The sequence below is a fragment of the Parafrankia sp. EAN1pec genome (genome assembly GCF_000018005.1).
GTDB lineage: Bacteria > Actinomycetota > Actinomycetes > Frankiales > Frankiaceae > Parafrankia > Parafrankia soli.
The window spans coordinates 2,253,000-2,269,586 of record NC_009921.1 but is presented as its reverse complement, the minus strand read 5'-3'; the positions used below and the strand labels follow the sequence as shown (position 1 = coordinate 2,269,586).

At 72.1% G+C, this 16,587-nt stretch carries 15 protein-coding genes and 1 pseudogene; 5 read left to right on the top strand and 11 right to left on the bottom strand.

Translation table 11 applies throughout. The annotated features are described in order from the left end of the window. Window positions 1-23 precede the first annotated feature (23 nt). From FRANEAN1_RS09290 to FRANEAN1_RS09275, 4 genes and pseudogenes are all read right to left on the bottom strand, one after another. Window positions 24-899 (bottom strand): annotated as a pseudogene (locus tag FRANEAN1_RS09290) (RNA-guided endonuclease TnpB family protein); the annotation flags it as partial. Window positions 900-1,279: 380 nt separating this feature from the next. After that, complete coding sequence (locus FRANEAN1_RS09285; protein ID WP_041253905.1) at window positions 1,280-2,503, bottom strand: IS4 family transposase; 1,224 nt, start codon at window positions 2,501-2,503, stop codon at window positions 1,280-1,282. Between the two features lie 141 nt (window positions 2,504-2,644). After that, complete coding sequence (locus FRANEAN1_RS42065) at window positions 2,645-3,538, bottom strand: hypothetical protein (protein WP_198145477.1); 894 nt, start codon at window positions 3,536-3,538, stop codon at window positions 2,645-2,647. 85 nt (window positions 3,539-3,623) lie between these two features. Then, window positions 3,624-4,220 carry a TetR/AcrR family transcriptional regulator gene (locus FRANEAN1_RS09275; protein WP_347177046.1) on the bottom strand — a complete coding sequence of 199 codons (597 nt, stop codon included), beginning with the start codon at window positions 4,218-4,220 and terminating at the stop codon, window positions 3,624-3,626. A gap of 158 nt (window positions 4,221-4,378) precedes the next feature. On the opposite strand from FRANEAN1_RS09275, the gene FRANEAN1_RS09270 reads away from it, so the two are divergent. The 4 genes from FRANEAN1_RS09270 (at window position 4,379) to FRANEAN1_RS09255 (ending at window position 8,186) form a co-directional block, all read left to right on the top strand. Beyond that, entirely contained in the window at window positions 4,379-5,575 is a 1,197-nt protein-coding gene (locus tag FRANEAN1_RS09270; RefSeq protein ID WP_020459492.1) for an acyl-CoA dehydrogenase family protein, read from the top strand. Continuing rightward, window positions 5,572-6,615 (top strand): phosphotransferase family protein, encoded by a 1,044-nt coding sequence (locus FRANEAN1_RS09265; protein ID WP_020459491.1) that lies wholly within the window; start codon window positions 5,572-5,574, stop codon window positions 6,613-6,615. Before FRANEAN1_RS09270 ends, FRANEAN1_RS09265 begins: the two co-directional genes overlap by 4 nt. A 13-nt stretch (window positions 6,616-6,628) precedes the next feature. Then, window positions 6,629-7,396 carry a glucose 1-dehydrogenase gene (locus tag FRANEAN1_RS09260; protein WP_020459490.1) on the top strand — a complete coding sequence of 256 codons (768 nt, stop codon included), beginning with the start codon at window positions 6,629-6,631 and terminating at the stop codon, window positions 7,394-7,396. A gap of 148 nt (window positions 7,397-7,544) precedes the next feature. Then, entirely contained in the window at window positions 7,545-8,186 is a 642-nt protein-coding gene (locus tag FRANEAN1_RS09255; RefSeq protein WP_020459489.1) for a CatB-related O-acetyltransferase, read from the top strand. A 99-nt stretch (window positions 8,187-8,285) separates the two neighbouring features. Here FRANEAN1_RS09255 and FRANEAN1_RS09250 read toward each other — a convergent pair whose 3' ends face one another. Beyond that, window positions 8,286-8,909, bottom strand: a complete 624-nt coding sequence (locus FRANEAN1_RS09250) for an NAD(P)H-binding protein (RefSeq protein ID WP_020459488.1) — start codon at window positions 8,907-8,909, stop codon at window positions 8,286-8,288. 102 nt (window positions 8,910-9,011) lie between these two features. On the opposite strand from FRANEAN1_RS09250, the gene FRANEAN1_RS09245 reads away from it, so the two are divergent. Further along, window positions 9,012-9,401, top strand: coding sequence for a helix-turn-helix domain-containing protein (locus FRANEAN1_RS09245; RefSeq protein WP_020459487.1), 390 nt, complete (start codon window positions 9,012-9,014; stop codon window positions 9,399-9,401). A gap of 59 nt (window positions 9,402-9,460) precedes the next feature. Here the strand turns inward: FRANEAN1_RS09245 and FRANEAN1_RS09240 are convergent, their stop codons facing one another. From FRANEAN1_RS09240 to FRANEAN1_RS40785, 6 genes are all read right to left on the bottom strand, one after another. Then, window positions 9,461-10,468 carry a LacI family DNA-binding transcriptional regulator gene (locus tag FRANEAN1_RS09240; protein WP_020459486.1) on the bottom strand — a complete coding sequence of 336 codons (1,008 nt, stop codon included), beginning with the start codon at window positions 10,466-10,468 and terminating at the stop codon, window positions 9,461-9,463. 152 nt (window positions 10,469-10,620) lie between these two features. Further along, window positions 10,621-11,976, bottom strand: coding sequence for an amidohydrolase family protein (locus FRANEAN1_RS09235; protein WP_020459485.1), 1,356 nt, complete (start codon window positions 11,974-11,976; stop codon window positions 10,621-10,623). A gap of 71 nt (window positions 11,977-12,047) precedes the next feature. Then, on the bottom strand, window positions 12,048-13,187 hold the full coding sequence (locus FRANEAN1_RS09230) for an FAD-dependent oxidoreductase (protein ID WP_020459484.1): 1,140 nt from the start codon (window positions 13,185-13,187) through the stop codon (window positions 12,048-12,050). Window positions 13,188-13,305: 118 nt separating this feature from the next. Continuing rightward, window positions 13,306-14,430 carry a CaiB/BaiF CoA-transferase family protein gene (locus FRANEAN1_RS09225; RefSeq protein ID WP_020459483.1) on the bottom strand — a complete coding sequence of 375 codons (1,125 nt, stop codon included), beginning with the start codon at window positions 14,428-14,430 and terminating at the stop codon, window positions 13,306-13,308. Next, window positions 14,427-14,789, bottom strand: a complete 363-nt coding sequence (locus tag FRANEAN1_RS09220) for an HAD family hydrolase (protein WP_347177210.1) — start codon at window positions 14,787-14,789, stop codon at window positions 14,427-14,429. Before FRANEAN1_RS09220 ends, FRANEAN1_RS09225 begins: the two co-directional genes overlap by 4 nt. Before the next feature lie 15 nt (window positions 14,790-14,804). Then, entirely contained in the window at window positions 14,805-16,499 is a 1,695-nt protein-coding gene (locus FRANEAN1_RS40785; protein ID WP_020459481.1) for a TIR domain-containing protein, read from the bottom strand. Between the last annotated feature and the right edge of the window lie 88 nt (window positions 16,500-16,587).

Here is a 16,587-nt window from a genome sequence, read left to right as displayed (position 1 = left end):
CCTCGCTTCAGGAGCGAGGTGGTCTCACTGATAGCCCGGGCCAGCGAGTGGTTGCGGACCATGGTGCGGACGGACAGGTCCTCGACGACCACCGTTTGGTTCTCGCGGATGATCCTCGTGGACAGCTTGTGTAGATGATCCCGGCGCCGATCCGCGATCCTGCCGTGAATCTCCGCGACCCTCGCGCGGGCCTTCACCCGGTTCGCCGAGCCCTTCGCCTTGCGGGACAGGTCCCGCTGCGCCCGCACCAGCCGGACACGGTCGCGGCGCTCGTGCCGGGGGTTGGTGACTTTCTCCCCGGTCGACAAGGTGACCAGCGCTGTGATGCCCGCGTCGATCCCGACCTGCCCCCCAGCCGGCGGGAGGCTGGTGACGGTGTCCTCGACCAGGATCGAGACGTGGTACTGGCCGCGGGCGTTCCGCGACACCGTCACCCGCGAGGGCGTCGCGCCCTCGGGCAGCGGACGCGACCAGACGATGTCCAACGGCCGGTCCTGCTTGGCCAGTGTGATGTTCCCGTTCCGGTAGGTGAAGCAGTTCCGGAAATAGGTCGCCGAATCGAGGCTCCTGCCCTTCTTCTTGAAAGACGGATATCCGGCCCGTTTTTCCCAGAAGTTCACGAACGCCGTCTGCAGATGGCGCGGCGTGGCCTGCAGCGGCCCTTTCGACGGTTCGGCCAGCCACGCCGTCTCCGTGTCCCGCTTCCACACGGTGAGCATCCTGTCGGTCTCCGCGTGCGTGACCCTGCGCCGCTCCTGGGTCCAGGCACGGGACCGTTCGGCCAGCGCCCGGTTGTAGACGTAGCGGACACAGCCGAAGGTACGGGCCAGCTGCGCGACCTGCTCGGGATTCGGGTAGAAGCGATAACGATATGCCCGCTTCACCACCCGAGAACCCATACCCGACAGAATAACGAACTTCCCTGTCGCCCTGTCGTTGATGCGCTAACCCTGCCTTGAAGTACAGGGCTTGCGCGCCACGTGTCCCGGTCATGCCGATCAGCGTCGGGGCTGAAGTCGGGTTCAGGTCAAGGCCCAATGCCGTGAAGCTTAGTTTGATCTTTCCGGGATCTGGTCAGGCCGCGCGCGGGGCGAGTGGGTGGAGCCGGATCGTGGCGGGGCCCGGGTGGCGGACCGAGGCGGGTTCGTCGGGTCTCTTGACGCGGTAGCTGTTGTGCCGGGCCCGTTTGACGACCCGGGGGCAGGTGCGGTGGCGTCGTGGCGGGTTGAGCCCGCGGGTGATCTCGGTGTGGAACCTGGGTAGCCGGGCGTTCCAGTCCTCAGGGGGAAATGTCCGCCGTTCCGGTGGCGGAACGGCGGACCAGGCGCAGTGTCCGGGCGAAACCGACCCGGTCGGGGTCGATCTCGGCGGCCTCCGCGGCGCCGGCGATCAGGGCGGTGAGCGCGTACTGGACGATCAGCCAGGCCCACATCTCCTGGACCGCCAGGTCCGGCAGCCGGGAGCGCAGGACTCTCCCGGGGCCGCGTAGATGGGTCTTGAGCTGGTCGTTCGCGGTTTCCTCCTCCCAGCGCTCGTTGTATCCGGCGGCGACCTCGTCGGCACGGGCCTGACGCGGGTCGAGGATCGTGGTCAGCACGACGACCAGTTCGCCGGTACCGTTACCGGCCCGGTCGGGGATGTCGTACTCGACGACCCGGGCCAGGTGCGCCTCGTCCGGATCAAGCTCGTCGCCGGCCTTCGCGGCGGCGAGCAGCCGCTCGCGGCGCCGACCTCCCGTGATCTCCGGGTTGATCAGGACGGTGAGGAACGTGCCATCGGACAGGACCCGCACGACCGGCAGGTTCAGCCCGGTCGGGGCCCGCCAGATCAGGTCGGCGCCGGTGCCCGCGGCCAGCGCCCAGTTGTCGAACGAGTAGAACCCACGGTCGGCGGTCAGCACCTCGTCGCGGTTCAGCCGCATCAGCAGCCCGCGGGCCAGCGTCCTCTCCCCAGCCGCCCAGCCACCGACCTCGGCGGCCCGGAACGCGTGCGTCCCGCACTCCGCCAACGCGACGACCCGGATCTTCGGGAACGCCGACCGCTTCTCCCCGGTGCCGGCGTAGCCGAACTCGGCCGCGTTCTCCTCGGTGTCGGGCACGTCGACGTCAAACCCGTCGATCGCGAGCAACAACCGGCCCCGCAGCCACGCGCCACGCGTCGACAGTGTCGCGACCTGGCCCGCGACCCGCTCGAACACCTCGGCCATCACCATCCGGCCCAGCCGCTTACGCGCCTGGGTGATCCCGCTCGCGCTCGGCGGCGCCCACGCCGCGTCCCAGCAGCCGAACCGGTCCAGCGACCCGGTCACCTTCTGGGCGACCTCGGCGTAGTCGTCGTCCGGAAACAGGGACATCGCCAACGTCAGGTACGCCGTCACATGCGGTGGGAGCTTCCCGCCCGCCCGCCGCGCACCCACCCCACAGGCCGCGACGGCCTCGTCGACCGCGTCACGCGGCACCGCCGTCACCAGCACCCCGACCGACACCTGGTCCGGGGTCACCATCGAAGCCACGAACCGTGACCAAACCACCCAGCGGCACCGAGGCCACGCCGCCACGCCGTACCAACCCGCCAACCACGAACAGCGAACATCAACCATTCAAGATCGAATTAAGCTTCACGGCATTGGGTCAAGGCCCGCCGGCTACGGCTCGACGCGCTCGTCGACGGCTCGCCCGGCCGGCCCACCGACCTCCGCGGGTGCCGCGGGTGTGAAGCCCATGACAGCGGCGACGTCCGCCGGTCGGAACGTCGGGCCCTTGACCGCCTTGCCGCCGGCGGGATGCGCCTCCTTCGTCAGGTTCGCGCGGTGGATCTCGGCGAGGACCGCGTCGAGCGGGATCCCGTACCGGGCGGCCGTGCCGTAAGCGACGTACACGACGTCGGCCAGCTCCTGGGCGAGGCCGACGAGGTCGTCGTTCTCATCGGCGGCGACGGCCTCCGCGGCCTCCTCGGCCAGGAACTCGCGCCGCAGCCGGCGGGTCGCCGCATCCTGGAGACGCGGCGAGCCCGGCAGGTCGTCACCCAGCGCGCCGTGGAACTCCCGCACCATCGCCATGACGGACGGCGCGGTGGGGATGCCGCGTCCACGGCCAGCCGGCCGGCCGGGATCACCACCGGGGTCGACACCCGGCGCCACGGCCGGCGCCGCCGGTGGCACCGGTGGCACCGCGCCCGGTGCCGGTGACGCCGCCCCTGGCTCCCCTGGTACCGCCGCGACCAGCCGCGACGTCTTGGCCAGCACCTGATCGCAGAACCTCCCGGCCCAGGAATCGGTCAGCGACGCCGCCGCGACCAGGGCGGCGAGCGCGACGTCGAGAAGCTCGTCCACCAGATCCTGCTCGGAGGAACGCGGCTTGCGCGGGTTCTGGCCGCGCAGGCCGATCAGGGCGGCGCTCGCCTCCCCGCACTCCTCGACCAGCTTCAGGATCCGCAACGCCAGGCCCTCACGGGGCTCGATCCCGTTGCGCGCGTCGTTCAAGTCCAGCACGCGCACGGCGGCGTCGATCGCCGCCACGGGAAGCGTGGGGTCAGGCACCGCCGGCCGGTCCGGGAGGGAAATCACCGCGCCGACGCTACCGCTGGAACCCGCCCACCTGATCGCTGGCCGAAGCCGGCCGCGCCTACGCCGCGCCCACGATGCGCAGGGCGAACTGGCTGAACTGCCAGACCACGGCGTCCTCGGTCAGCTCGCCGTCATCGCGGAACCACACCGCGACGCCCATCCCCAGGTCGAGGATCGCGTACGAGGCCAGCCTCGCGGACTCCACCTGGAACCGCCCCGCCCGCAGGCCGGCCTCGATGAGGTCCCGGAAGCACCGCTCGTACTCCGCGCGCAGGCCCAGCACACGCTCGCGGTTGGGCTGGGTGAGGCTGCGGATCTCGCGGTTCCCGACGAACGCCTCCAGCCGGTGCCGCGCATGGTACCGGACATGCGCCTCCGTGGCGCGCCGCAGCCGTTCCACCGGGTCCGCCGTGGTCGCGACGGCCGTCCGGTGCGCGGCCAGGAGCGCCTCCATCGTGCCGGTCATGATCTGCTCGAGGACGTCCTGCTTGGACGCGACGTGCTTGTACAGGCTGGGTCCGCGCATGCCCACGGCGGCACCGAGGTCGGCCATCGTGGTGGCCTCGTAGCCGGAGCGCGTGAACAGGTCGAGCGCGGCGGCGCGGATCTGCGCGGACCGCACCGAACTGGGCCGGACCACGTCCTTTCCCGCCACGTCCTTTCCCACCACGTCCCTCCCCGATCGCTAACAGGTGATAGCCAAGCCTGGCCACCGTCACCTCGCATCATAGTCAGGATCACTTGCGGCCAACGCAAAGCCGTGTCTAGCATCTGGCTAATAGTCATTAGCCCCTGCGGCAGCCAGGAGATCCGATGGTGGTTGACCTCGCGCCCGAGCCGGCGGTCGCCGACCTCGCCGAGCGCACCGCGCGGTTCGTCCGTGACGTGGTGCTTCCGGTCGAGGAGCGGCATCGGGACCCGGTCCCCTCCGAGGCGGTGCGGCGCGAGCTGCAGGACGCCGCGCGGAAGGCGGGCGTGTTCGCCCCGCACGTCAGCACCGGGTACGGCGGCCACGGGCTGGACATGCGCGGTCGGGCCGCCGTGTTCGAGGAGGCCGGGTACGCGCTGCTCGGCCCGCTCGCGCTGAACATCGCCGCCCCCGACGAAGGCAACATGCACCTGCTGGAGGCCGTCGCCTCCGGCCCGCAGAAGGAGCGCTACCTGCGCCCCCTCGCGGCCGGCGAGATCCGGTCCTGCTTCGCGATGACAGAGCCCGCCCCCGGCGCCGGGTCGGACCCCAGCGCGCTGGCCACCCGTGCCGAGCGGGTCGACGGGGGCTGGCGGATCAACGGGCGCAAGTGGTTCACCACGGGCGGCGACGGGGCGGCGGTCACGATCTGCATGGCCCGCACCTCGGGCAGCCCCGGGGACGCGGGCGGCGCGACGATGTTCCTGGTCGACGCGGACAACCCCGGCATGAAGACGGTGCGGCACATCGAGACGCTCGACCAAAGCCTGTTCGGTGGCCACGTCGAGCTGCTCTTCGAGGACTGCGAGGTGCCCGACGACGCCGTGCTCGGCCAGGTCGACGCGGGCTTCCGCAACGCGCAGGTCAGGCTCGGCCCGGCCCGGATGACGCACTGCATGCGCTGGCTGGGCATCGCCCGGCACGCCAACGACATCGCGATCCGGCGTGCCGACGAGCGTGAGCTGTTCGGCTCGCGGCTGGGCGAGCTGGGCATGGTCCAGCAGATGATCGCCGACAACGAGATCGACATCGCCGCCTCCCGGGGCCTCATCCTGCGGGCCTGCTGGGAGCTCGACCAGGACCGTTCGGCCGCGCAGGCCACGTCGATCGGCAAGACGTTCTGCGCCGAGGCGGTGTGGCGGGTGGTGGACCGGTCCCTGCAGATCTGCGGTGCGCTCGGGGTGTCCGGGGACGTCCCGCTGAGCCGGTTCCTGCGCGAGGTGCGCCCGTTCCGGATCTACGACGGCCCGTCCGAGACCCATCGCTGGGCGATCGCGCGCCGGGCGATCAGGCAGCTCGCCTCGGCCACGGCCGCCCGATGAGGCGCCCGACGAGAACCGCCGTCGAGGGGCTGGACCTGCCGGCGCTCGACCGGTTCTTCGCCGAGCGGGTCCCCGGTTTCCGCGGCGAGCTGACGGCCGAGCGGCTGTCGGGCGGCCGCTCGAACCTCACGTACCTGCTCACCGACGGGACGACCCGCTGGGTGCTGCGGCGGCCGCCGCTGGGTGGGCTCACCCCGTCGGCCCACGACGTGCTCCGCGAGCACCGCGTGGTGTCGGCCCTGTCCGACAGTGTGGTCCCCGTCCCCCGCGCGGTCGCCCACAGCGAGGGCGACCCGCTGGGCGTGCCGTTCTCCGTGGTCGAGTACGTTCCCGGCCCGGTCATCCGCACCGAGGAGGAGCTGCACGCGCTCCCCCAGGCCGACATCGACCGCTGCGCCCATGCCCTGATCGACGTGCTGGCGCGGTTGCACTCCGTCGAAGCGGACGGGGTCGGTCTGGGCGCCTTCGGTCGCCCGCAGGGCTATCTCGGCCGCCAGGTACGGCGATGGAACGACCAGTGGCAGCGGATCCGCACCCGCGCCCTGCCCGATGTCGACGCCCTGTACGCCAGGCTCGCCGAGGCACACCCGGTGGAGAGCGGCGCGTCGATCGTGCACGGCGACTTCCGGATCGACAACGTCATCGTGGCGCCGGAGGACCCGGCGACGGTACGCGCGGTGGTGGACTGGGAGATGGCGACCCTGGGCGACCCGATCGCCGACCTGGGCGTGCACATCGCCTATTCCGATCCGGCGTTCGCGCCGGTGCTGGGCGGCTCGGCGGCGTCCACCAGCCCGCGCCTGCCGGCCGCGAGCGAGCTGACCGGCCGCTACGCCGAGGTCACCGGCCGGGACCTGAGCAATTTCCCGTTCTACCTTGCGCTCGGCTATTTCAAGGTGGCGGTGATCGCGGAGGGCATCCACTACCGGTTCAGGCAGGGCGTGACCCGCGGCGCCGGGTTCGAGTCCGTCGGCGAGGCGACGGCGCCACTCGCCGCGGCCGGGCTACGCGCCCTGAACGGAAACCTGGAGACACCTTGACCCTGGAGACACCATGACCAACGTGCTGGACCTGTTCCGGCTGGACGGCAGGGTCGCCGTCGTCACCGGCGCCAGCTCGGGGCTCGGCGTCGGCTTCGCGCGCGCGCTCGGCCAGGCCGGCGCGGACGTCGTGCTCGCCGCCCGCCGCGCCGACCGCCTCGAGGAGGTCGTGCGGGACGTGCGCGGGACGGGACGGCGGGCGCTCACGGTCACCACCGACGTCAGCGACCCGGAGCAGTGCACCGCCCTCGCCGAGGCGGCGGTCGCCGAGTTCGGCCGGATCGACATCCTGGTCAACAACGCCGGTGTCGGCACCGCGGTACCCGCCCTCCACGAGCGGCCGGAGGAGTTCCGGCGGATCATCGACGTCAATCTCAACGGCGCCTACTGGGCGGCGCAGGCGTGCGCCCGGGTGATGGAGCCGGGCTCGAGCATCATCAACATCGCCAGTGTTCTCGGGCTCATCAAGTCCTACGCACCGCAGGCCGCCTACGCCGCCAGCAAGGCCGGGCTGATCGGGCTGACCCGGGACCTGGCGCAGCAGTGGTCGGGCCGCCGCGGGATCCGGGTGAACGCCATCGCCCCGGGATACTTCGCCTCCGAGATGACGGCACAGATCCCACCAGACAAGCTGATGACGTTCATCGGCAACACCAGCCCGCTGCGCCGGCTCGGCGAGCAGCACGAGCTGGACGCGGCGGTGGTCTTCCTGGCCGGTCCGGGAGCTTCCTACATCACGGGAACGACGCTCGCGGTGGACGGCGGCATGTCCGGCCACTGAGCTTGCCGACTGACTCCGGCCCGGCGGTGCGCGGCCGGGCCGGTGCGCCGGCCCGGCGACGCACCGGCCGGTTCCCGGGTCGTCCGCGCCGCCGTGATTGGGTCTTGTCGTGGCCTGATCGTCGTGGCCTGATGGGAGGTGGTTCGTGATGGCGGACGTGCCCGCCGATCCGACCGTGGTGCACCCGGTCCCCGGGCAGCCGCGGGTGGTGCTCCTGAAGCCGCTGTGCACCTCGCCGCTGATCGAGGTCGGGGAGTTCTCCTACTACGACGACCCCGACGACCCGACCGCCTTCGAGACCCGCAACGTGCTGTACCACTACGGGCCGGAGAAACTGGTCATCGGCCGGTTCTGCGCGCTGGGCGCGGGCGTGCGCTTCATCATGAACGGCGCGAACCACCGCATGGACGGCCCGTCGACCTTCCCCTTCCCGATCATGGGCGGTTCCTGGGCGGAGCACTTCGACCTCATCACCGGCCTGCCCGGCCGCGGTGACACCGTGGTCGGCAACGACGTCTGGTTCGGCTACCGCGCCATGGTGATGCCCGGCGTCCGCATCGGCCACGGCGCGATCATCGGGTCCGGCTCGGTCGTCGTGGACGACGTCCCCGACTACGGCGTGGTCGGGGGCGACCCGGCGCGGCTCCTCCGCCTGCGCCACAGCGAGGCGGACGTCGCCCGCCTGCTGGCGCTGGCCTGGTGGGACTGGCCGATCGAGCACATCACCCGGCACATCCGCACCATCATGGCCGGCAGCGTCGACGACCTCGAGGCCGCCGTCCCCAGGTAGCCCTCAGTCGGCGGTCGGCGGGGTCCGCCCATGGCGCGGGCAGTCGCCGGCTGGACCAGCGGTCGCCGGCCGAACCGCCGGTCGGGGGCCGCCGCAGGGTCACGCCTCCCGGACGACGAGCGCCGCGCGATGGTGGCGCGGCGTCTCGATCTCGTCGAGCAGCGCGATCGCGAAGTCGGCGTAGGTGATCCGGCTCGCCCAGTCCGCGTGCCCGGCGACGCGGTAGCGGCCGGTACGCGCTCCGTCGTGGTCGAAGTCGCCGGCGGGGGCGACGTACGCCCAGTCGAGACCGCGGCTCCGCAGCTCGTCCAGGCCTGCCGCGTGGCCGAGGGCGAAGGGCCGGTACTCGGCCGGGAAGGCGGGCTCGTCCACCAACGGGACACCGGACGCCCCGGCCATGATCGAGGCGAGGCCGACCATCACCAGGCGGCGCACCCCGGCCGTCGGCAGCCCGGTGCTCAGCGCACGGGCCGACGCGGTGAAGAAATCGTGGGACGGCACCGCCAGGTCGACGGCGGCGCTGATGGCGGTGTCGTGCCCGGCCGCCACCTCCTCGACGCTCGCCACATCGGCGACGTCGCCCTGCACCACCCGCACGTCGGACGGGATCTGGTGACGTGCCGGGTCGCGCACCACGGCGGTGACCTGGTGACCGCGCCGGCGCGCCTCGGCGACGGCCTCCCGGCCGGCCCGACCCCCGGCGCCGAAGATCACGATGTTCATGCGGGACCGCCTCTCACCGGAGCCGGAGCCCTCACGCCCGGCCAGTGCCCGGACGCTATGGGGGACAGCGGTTACCTCCCGGATAGCGGCTACCATGCCGCCATGAGGGAACCGCTGCCCTCCGACATGTTCGACGAGCTGTGCCCGTCCTCGCTCAACCCGATCCGGTTCGGCGACAAGTGGGCGGCTCTCGTCATCCGGTGCCTCGAGCACGGCCCGCGCCGCTTCTCCGAGCTGCGGGTTCCGCTGCGCCGGGTCTCTCCCAAGGTGCTCACCGCGTCGCTGCGCTCCCTTGAGCGGGACGGCCTGGTCAGGCGCACCGTGTACGCCGGGCCGAGCCCGCGGGTGGAGTACGAGCTGACCCCCCTGGGCCGCAGCATCCTGGAGCCGATGGCCATCGCCTGCGCCTGGGCGGAGGAGCACTGGGACGAGCTGCTCGAAGCCCGGGAGGCGCACGACGGCGCGGGCCGCCTGGACCCCACCGGCTCGTGACGAGCCCGCCCGGCGGCCCTGACCGAGGCGTCCCGGAACACTGACCGCTGCCGCTCAGGTCACGGACTGTTTCTCTCGCCGGCGGAGCCGCGGGCGACCAGCATCGGCTCGAAGACGATGCTGACCGCTTCACCGGGGCGTTCGACGACGAGCTCGGCTGCCCGCCGGCCCATCTCGTACGAGGGCTGGGTGATCACGGTGATCCCGAGCGCGGTGGCCCAGGGAAAGTCGTCCATCGTCACGAACGCGATGTCGTCGGGAATGGCGAGGCCGCGAGCCGTGAGCGCCGAGTACGCGGCGACGGTCAGGCGGCCCGTGGCGCAGGCGACCGCGTCCAACGGCGTTCCGCGAGCATGTGCGCGCGCGAGGAGCGTGCCGACAGCATGGTCGGCCTCTTCCGCCGTCTCGGCGACGGCCACCGCGTCCGCGGGCAGCGGACGTCCGAGCTCGATGAGCGCCTTCCGCAGCCCCGCCGTGCGCTCGAGCTGGGACGGGCGGCTCCCGGAGGTGACGACCCCGACGGACGACCGCCCGCACCCGACCAGATGCCTGGCCATCAGACGACCGGCCCCGACGTTGTCGAGGCTGACGGCATGCAGGTCGGGCGGAGGGTCCCGCACGGTACGCGCGACGATCACGCACGGCGTGCCGGTCTCGGCCATGCGGCGGGTGCGGCTGTCGGTCTGCTCGCCGGCGGTCACGATCAGGCCGCGCACCCGGTGCTCGTCCATCATCCTGACGAGCGCGATTTCATGGTCGGCCTGGCGGAACGTGTTGGCGAGCATGACGAGGCTGTCGTTGGCGGCGGCCACGTCGTCGATGCCACGGATCAGGTCGAGGTAGAAGGGGCTGCTCAGGTCACGGATGACAACACCGATCGTGCTGGAGCGACCGGCGAAGATACTTCTGGTGAGCGCGTTGGGGCTGTACTCCAGCGCGGTGACCGCCTCCCGCACCCGGGTCGCGGTCGCCTCGGTGACGGCGCCCCCGTTGAGCACGCGGGAGACCGTCGCCGTGGAGACGCCGGCGTGCGCGGCGACGTCACCGATGGTGACTCGCTTCGCCATGGTCGCTGCGCGTCCCTCCGAACGGTTCCGGCGGTGCCCGGTCAGGGCGTCTGGTCGGCCGACGCTCCGGCCGGGTGCCCTGCCGGCGGACGTCCCGGTCGGCCGTCCAGTCGGTAGGCGGCCGTCGGATGCCCGGTCAGGAGGGCGGCCCGTCAGCGGGCGACGCACCGGCCGTCGCGGACGGCGAACCTGCCTCCGACCATGACAGTACCCACGTCGCGGAGCTCCGCCGGGTCTGTCACCACCAGGTCGGCGATGGCCCCGGGGACGACGCGGCCACGGCGTGGCGCCAGGCCGGGGATGGCGTCCGCGGCGTTGGCGGTCGCCATCGCGACCGCAGCCGGCAGGGTCACCACGCCCGCCCGGACGGCCCGGTCGATCGCGAGCAGGACCGGGTCGTGGTGGCCGCCCGCGTAGTCGGTCGAGATCGTGTCGACCAGCCCCGCGGAGAACATCGCGTAGAGCAGCTCGGGGCCGGTCGTCAGCCGCCGCGCACCGAACGTGTCGAGGGTGGAGACGTCCAGGACAGCGCCGAGCTCCTTGAGCCGCTCGGCGTGGTCGAGGGCCTCGCGCAGCCCGAAGCTCGAGTGGTTCGAGTGCCCCGCGACCAGTGGGACGTCGGTCCTCGCGATGGCGGCGACCTGGGTCATCGACGCGGCCGCGTTGTGCACCACCACCGGGACGCCCACCTCACGGGCCTGGTCGGCCGCCTCCGTGAGCCCGCGCAGCGCGACGTCGAAGGCCGGCAGCACGACGGTCGAGACGATCTCACGCGCCTCCTCGACCGACAGTCGGCCCGCCAGCCCCGCGTCCGCGAGCGCCCGATCGACGCCGTCCCGGTCGAACGCGGACGCCGAGATGTGCCGGCCCAGCACCGCGTCCCGCAGCCCGCTGGCCTGCCGCGGCGTGATCGTCACGCCGCTGCGCCGCTCGATCTCAACCGGGATGTACCGGTAACACGCCCCTCCCCCGCCGAGGGTGTGCCCGGCCCCGATCTCGCCGAGGGCCACCGCGCCGGCGTCGACTGCCTGTCGCGCGGTGAACCTCCGGTTCGCCTCGGTGAGACCGCCGCCGTCCACGATGGTCGCCGCCGCCAGGCAGGCCGGGGTGTTGCAGGAGGCGAGCCGGACGTTGACCGGATGTGCCTCGTCCGTGCCGGCGAGATCCGCCGCGGTGACGAAGCCGTCCACGCAGAGCACCGTCGTCGTCCCCTCCAGCAGGTGCCGGTCGAGGTTGGCCAGCACCTGCTCGCGCGGCAGGCCCACCTGCCCGCTGGGGAACAGCGGCCCGAACGCGGTGCCGTGGGTGTGGTTGTTGACGAGGCCCGGAAGCACCAGCCTTCCGGCGCAGTCGACGATCTCGTCAACGGCGACGTACGCCTCGGCGGACCGGGTGGGGGTGATCTCGCGGATGGTGTCGCCCACGACGATGATGTCGACGTCGCGCCGCGGTTCCCCTCCCCGGCCGTCGACGAGGTCACCTCCGTTCAGGACGACCGTGCGCGTCATTCCTCCCCACAGGCCTTTCCCCGCACCGGCCCTCCCCCGGCGCTCCCCTCAGCCGCCTCAGCCGCCTGCCTTCACCGAGCCGCCCTCACCGGGCCGCCCGGCCGGAACCGCTCGATCCGGAAGGCAGCGAGCTCGTCGCTGTGGTCCTCCCCCATCACCTCCGCCGCGACCAGGTCACCGGCGTGCACGCTCAGGGTCACACCGCTGTGCGAGACGGCGAAATGGAAGTTGGGCAGCTCGACCGCCCGCCCCAGCACGGGTAGGCCGTCCCCGGGAATGGGCCGTTCACCGATCCGGACCTTCTCCACCGTCGCCGCCCGGATTCCCGGGTAGAGCACCCGGCTCGCCTCGAGGATCGTCTCGACCGCCGATCCGTCCGCGCTCATTTCACCGTTGCCGGAAATACGCACCGCGCCGTCGATCGCCTGGGTGTGCAGCAGCAGCCGTCCGCCCCCGTCCGGCCGCAGGTGGACGTCCGGCGCGTGGATGACGCGGGATGCCGAGACGGTGACCGGGGAGGTGTGGACGAGCACGCCGTGGGTGTTGCGCATCGGCAGATCCAGGCCGGCGAGCACGGCGATCGCGCCGGCGCGCGGCCCCGCGCAGTTCACGACCGCGCCCGCGGAGATCGAGCGACCCGAGGCGAGGCCCACGGCACGTACCAGTCCAGCGGCGATCCGCAGGCTGACGACCGGGTCGTCGGTCACCAGCTCGGCGCCCCGGGACACCGCCCTCGAGAGCAGGTGGCCGACCAGGCGGGCCGGCTCGACCCACCCCTCCCGCGGGAAGTAGGCGATCTCGTCCGCCGGAAGCGCGGCGGGATCCACGTCCGGTTCGAGCTTCAGCGCCTCGGCCCGGCTGAGCCAGCGCACCTCGTACCCGTAGGCGACGACGGTGGCGACCTTCCGGCGCAGCACCTCGTGCTCGGCATCGGCGGTCTCCCACTGTAGGTTGCCGGACTCGTGGTACCAGTCGCCGGCGGGCGTCTCGGCCGCCAGCCTGCGGTGGGCGTCCATCGCCGCGACCCCGAAAGCGTGGTACGGGTGTGACTGCTTGCTGGAGGCGTTGATCCAGGCGAACGTCGCGCCGGAGGTGCCGCCCGCGGGAGCGCCGGCCTCCACGATGACGACCCGGGCACCGCGGCGCGCCAGCGAGGCGGCGACCGCCGCGCCGTAGGCACCGGCACCGATGACGACCACGTTCTCAGCCATGCCGATCCTTTCCCTCCGGGCCGTCGGCTCTCGCCGCGTCACGCACTCTTGAAACTAGTTTCAGTAACTAGTTTCACCCTGACTCACAATGCCCGCGCGGTCAACCAACAGGGCCAGCTCAGATGATGCCGTCGGCCCGCAGTCGGGCGAGCTCGCCGTCGGGGACGCCGGCGGCGAGGAGGATCTCGTCGGTGTCCGCGCCGAGTTCCGGCGGTCCGGTGGTGGGCGTTGACGACCGTCGTCCCTCGGCGTCCCGGAGCCGGACCGGCGTCGCTGGCACCAGCGTGCCCATGACGTCCACGAGGGCTCCGCGTGCCGAGGCGTGCGGATCGGTCAGCAGATCCGGGCCCTCGTTCACCGCGCCGATCGTCGCGGCGGGGTCCGACTCCATCCACTGCGCCGCCGGCCGGGCGGCGAAGACTTTCTCGAAGCGCTCGGCCATCGCCGTCTGCTCCTCGACGGGGGCCGTGAGCCGGTCCGCCAGATCGTCGGCGTCGAGGACACGGCAGAGCGCACGCCAGGTCCGGGACTCGGCCGCCGAGACGCTCACCCACCGGTCGTCGGCGCATCGGTAGAGCCGGCGGCCCGCGGCCCATCCCAACTTGGGCGCACCGGCGGTGAACTGGGCCGGCATGCCGGACAACAGCCACGTCGAGGCATCCGTGATCGAGGCGTCGACGAAGCAGCCGGTTCCGGTTCGGGCAGCGCCGGCGAGCGCGGCGGCCACGGCCATCGCCGCGACGGCACCGGCCATGGGCGCGGCGATCGCCGTCTGGGGCATCCACGGGAGCTGCTCGGCCATCGCGGCCAGCGCGCCGGACTGACCGAGAAAGGTGACCTCGTGGCCGGCCCGTCCGGCGTAGGGGCCGTCAGCGCCGAAGGCGGACAGCGCCGCCCACACCAGCCGCGGGTTGACGGCTGCCGCCTGCAGATACCCGAAGCCCGCCTCCTCCAGAGCACCCGGGCGGGAGCTGTCGACGACGGCGTCCGCCCCGGCCACGAGCCGGCGGAGCACGTCGAGCCCCGCCGGCCGCCGCGTGTCGAGGGTGATGGAGCGCTTGCCGCGGTTGAGGCCGATGTGGGCGGGCGACGTCCCGGCCGGCCCGCGGAGCGGATCGCCGGCGCCAGGGGCCTCGACCTTGACCACCTCGGCGCCGAGGTCGGCCAGCAGCAGGGTGCAGTACCCGCCGGGATAGTGCCGGGCGAGGTCGAGAACGCGGACCCCGCGCAGAGGGAACGTCACCCGCCAAACCTATGCAGGTATCGGGCGATCTGGTCGAGGGATGTGATGCGGTCCGGCTCGTCGTGCGGGCCGAGGCCGGTCCGGTCGAGGTGGACGGCGCGCAGCCCGGCCGCCCGCGCTGCCAGCACATCGAGGTCGTGCCGGTCGCCGACATGCAGCACCGACCCGGCCGCGGCGCCGAGGCGCTCGCAGACCGCCAGATAGGTCGACGGGTGCGGCTTCGCCGCGCCGAGGGCCTCGGCGGTGAACACCGGGCCGACCCGCCCGGCGAGACCGATCGCCCGGACCTTCGCGAGCTGCTGACTGTCGATGCCGTTGGTGAGCACGGCGGTCGCGAGGCCGGCCTGGGCGACCGCGATCCATCGGATGTCCCGTCAGCCGACCCGGCATCCGGAGGGCGCCTGCCCGTCCGGGGCCTGGAGGTACGCCTTGTAGGCCGCGTCGTGCAGCGGGACCGCCTGACACAGACCGGAATCGGCGAACGACCACGGGGTGGGAAACCAACCCGGTGGGTGCGCCGGCCACAGGTCATGCTCGAAGTCCTTCCTCCGCTCCTGGAGCATCCGCGCGACAAAGGCGACGAGCGGCCGGTCCGTCGATTTCATCGCGACCACGCCGTTCGGCGTTCCGAAGGTGCCGACCTTGGCCACCCCCGGATATTCCGGGCCGAGCGGCAGTGCCACGAATGGCTGGCTCACGTCCGGGTAGACGGTGGACCATTCCTTGGCGACGGCGACGCGACCGTCGTTCAGCGGGACGAGCCTGATCATGTGCCCCTTTGCGAGGTAGTCGCTGATCAGCTTCGTCGGGGCACCGGCCGCCCAGAAGACGGCGTCCACCCGGGCCGTCGAGGATGGATCCAGTCGTGGCAGCGCCGCCTTGAGCCCCTCGTCGAGGCTGCTGTCCACCTTGCAGTTCCAGGTGTCCTGCACGTACCGGATGAGCACAGTGCTGATCTGGTTGGTGCCCGATCTGTCCCGTCCGGTGAGAACCCGCTTCCCACACAGGTCGACGAGTCCACTGATGGGCGAGTCGGGCGGCACGATGAGGTGCACCATGTCGTAGTAGATCTGTCCGACGTAGCGGAGACCGGCGATGGGACCGCCGTTTTCCGGACGGAAATCCCCCAGCCCGCGTTCCGCGTCCACCGGGACGTTGAGCTGGGCGAGGCTGAGGGTGCACTTCGGGTCCGCGGCGAGGGTGCGCAGGCTGGCGGATGTCCCCGACAAGCTCAGATCAGCGGTGGCCGACCAGTCGTTGCCGCCGTTGAGCACCTTATCGTTGATAAGGTCGGCGAGCGTCTGGGCGTACAGGCTGTAGGGCGAACCGGCCAGGCCGCCCAGTACCTGCACGCCGGTACAGCGGGTGTCGGCATACGGTGACGGGCCGGAACCGCCCAGCCAGTTCTTGAGGGCGCCGGTGCCCACAATTCCACCGCCGGTGAGAGCCACGAGCAGCACCAGCGCGATCAGCACCCGTGGGACCGGCCACGGTCCGCGCCGTACCCGGCCGCCGGGAAACTTCGGCCGTGCCAGAGGCGGCCGTCGTGCCGGTGTGGGCGTACTCGCGGACGCCGTCGCCGTGGCGGGCCTGCCGGGGAAGGTCGGTGGTGACTTCGGCTTGTGCCGCTGTCCGCGGGCCGCCGCCAGCACGCGCTCCCGGGCGGTGTTCTCGTCGACGTTGAACAGGTCCGTCCCGACGACCTGTCGCAGCAGGCCGGGTTGTTCGCACTCGCCGACCCGGAGAACAAGCAGCCGGCGATGGATGCCGATCGGGTCACGCGCCCAGGCCGCCGCCCATTCGGCCTCGGCGTAGGCCGAAGCGAGATACTCGGCGGAGAGCACGGCAACCGTCCTGGCCGCGCCTCCTGCCGCCCGGTGCATTTCATGAACGAAATGAGATCCGACAGCGAAATCCCAGACCTGGATGCGGGTGCTGTACCCGGCCTCCTCGAGGTTCCAGGCGATCCACTCCGCCCACGCCTCGTCGGCGGTGGCGTACGAGACGAAGAAGTCCGTCCCGGCGACATTCGCCACCGCGCCCCCGTTGTCGCAGTCCCCCGATGCCATGGGCACACACCCTGGCACAGGTGGCGATCCACTGATGGCGCCACCCCGTCACGCCCCGGGCCTCTCCCCGTGACACCTCGTGGCTCGA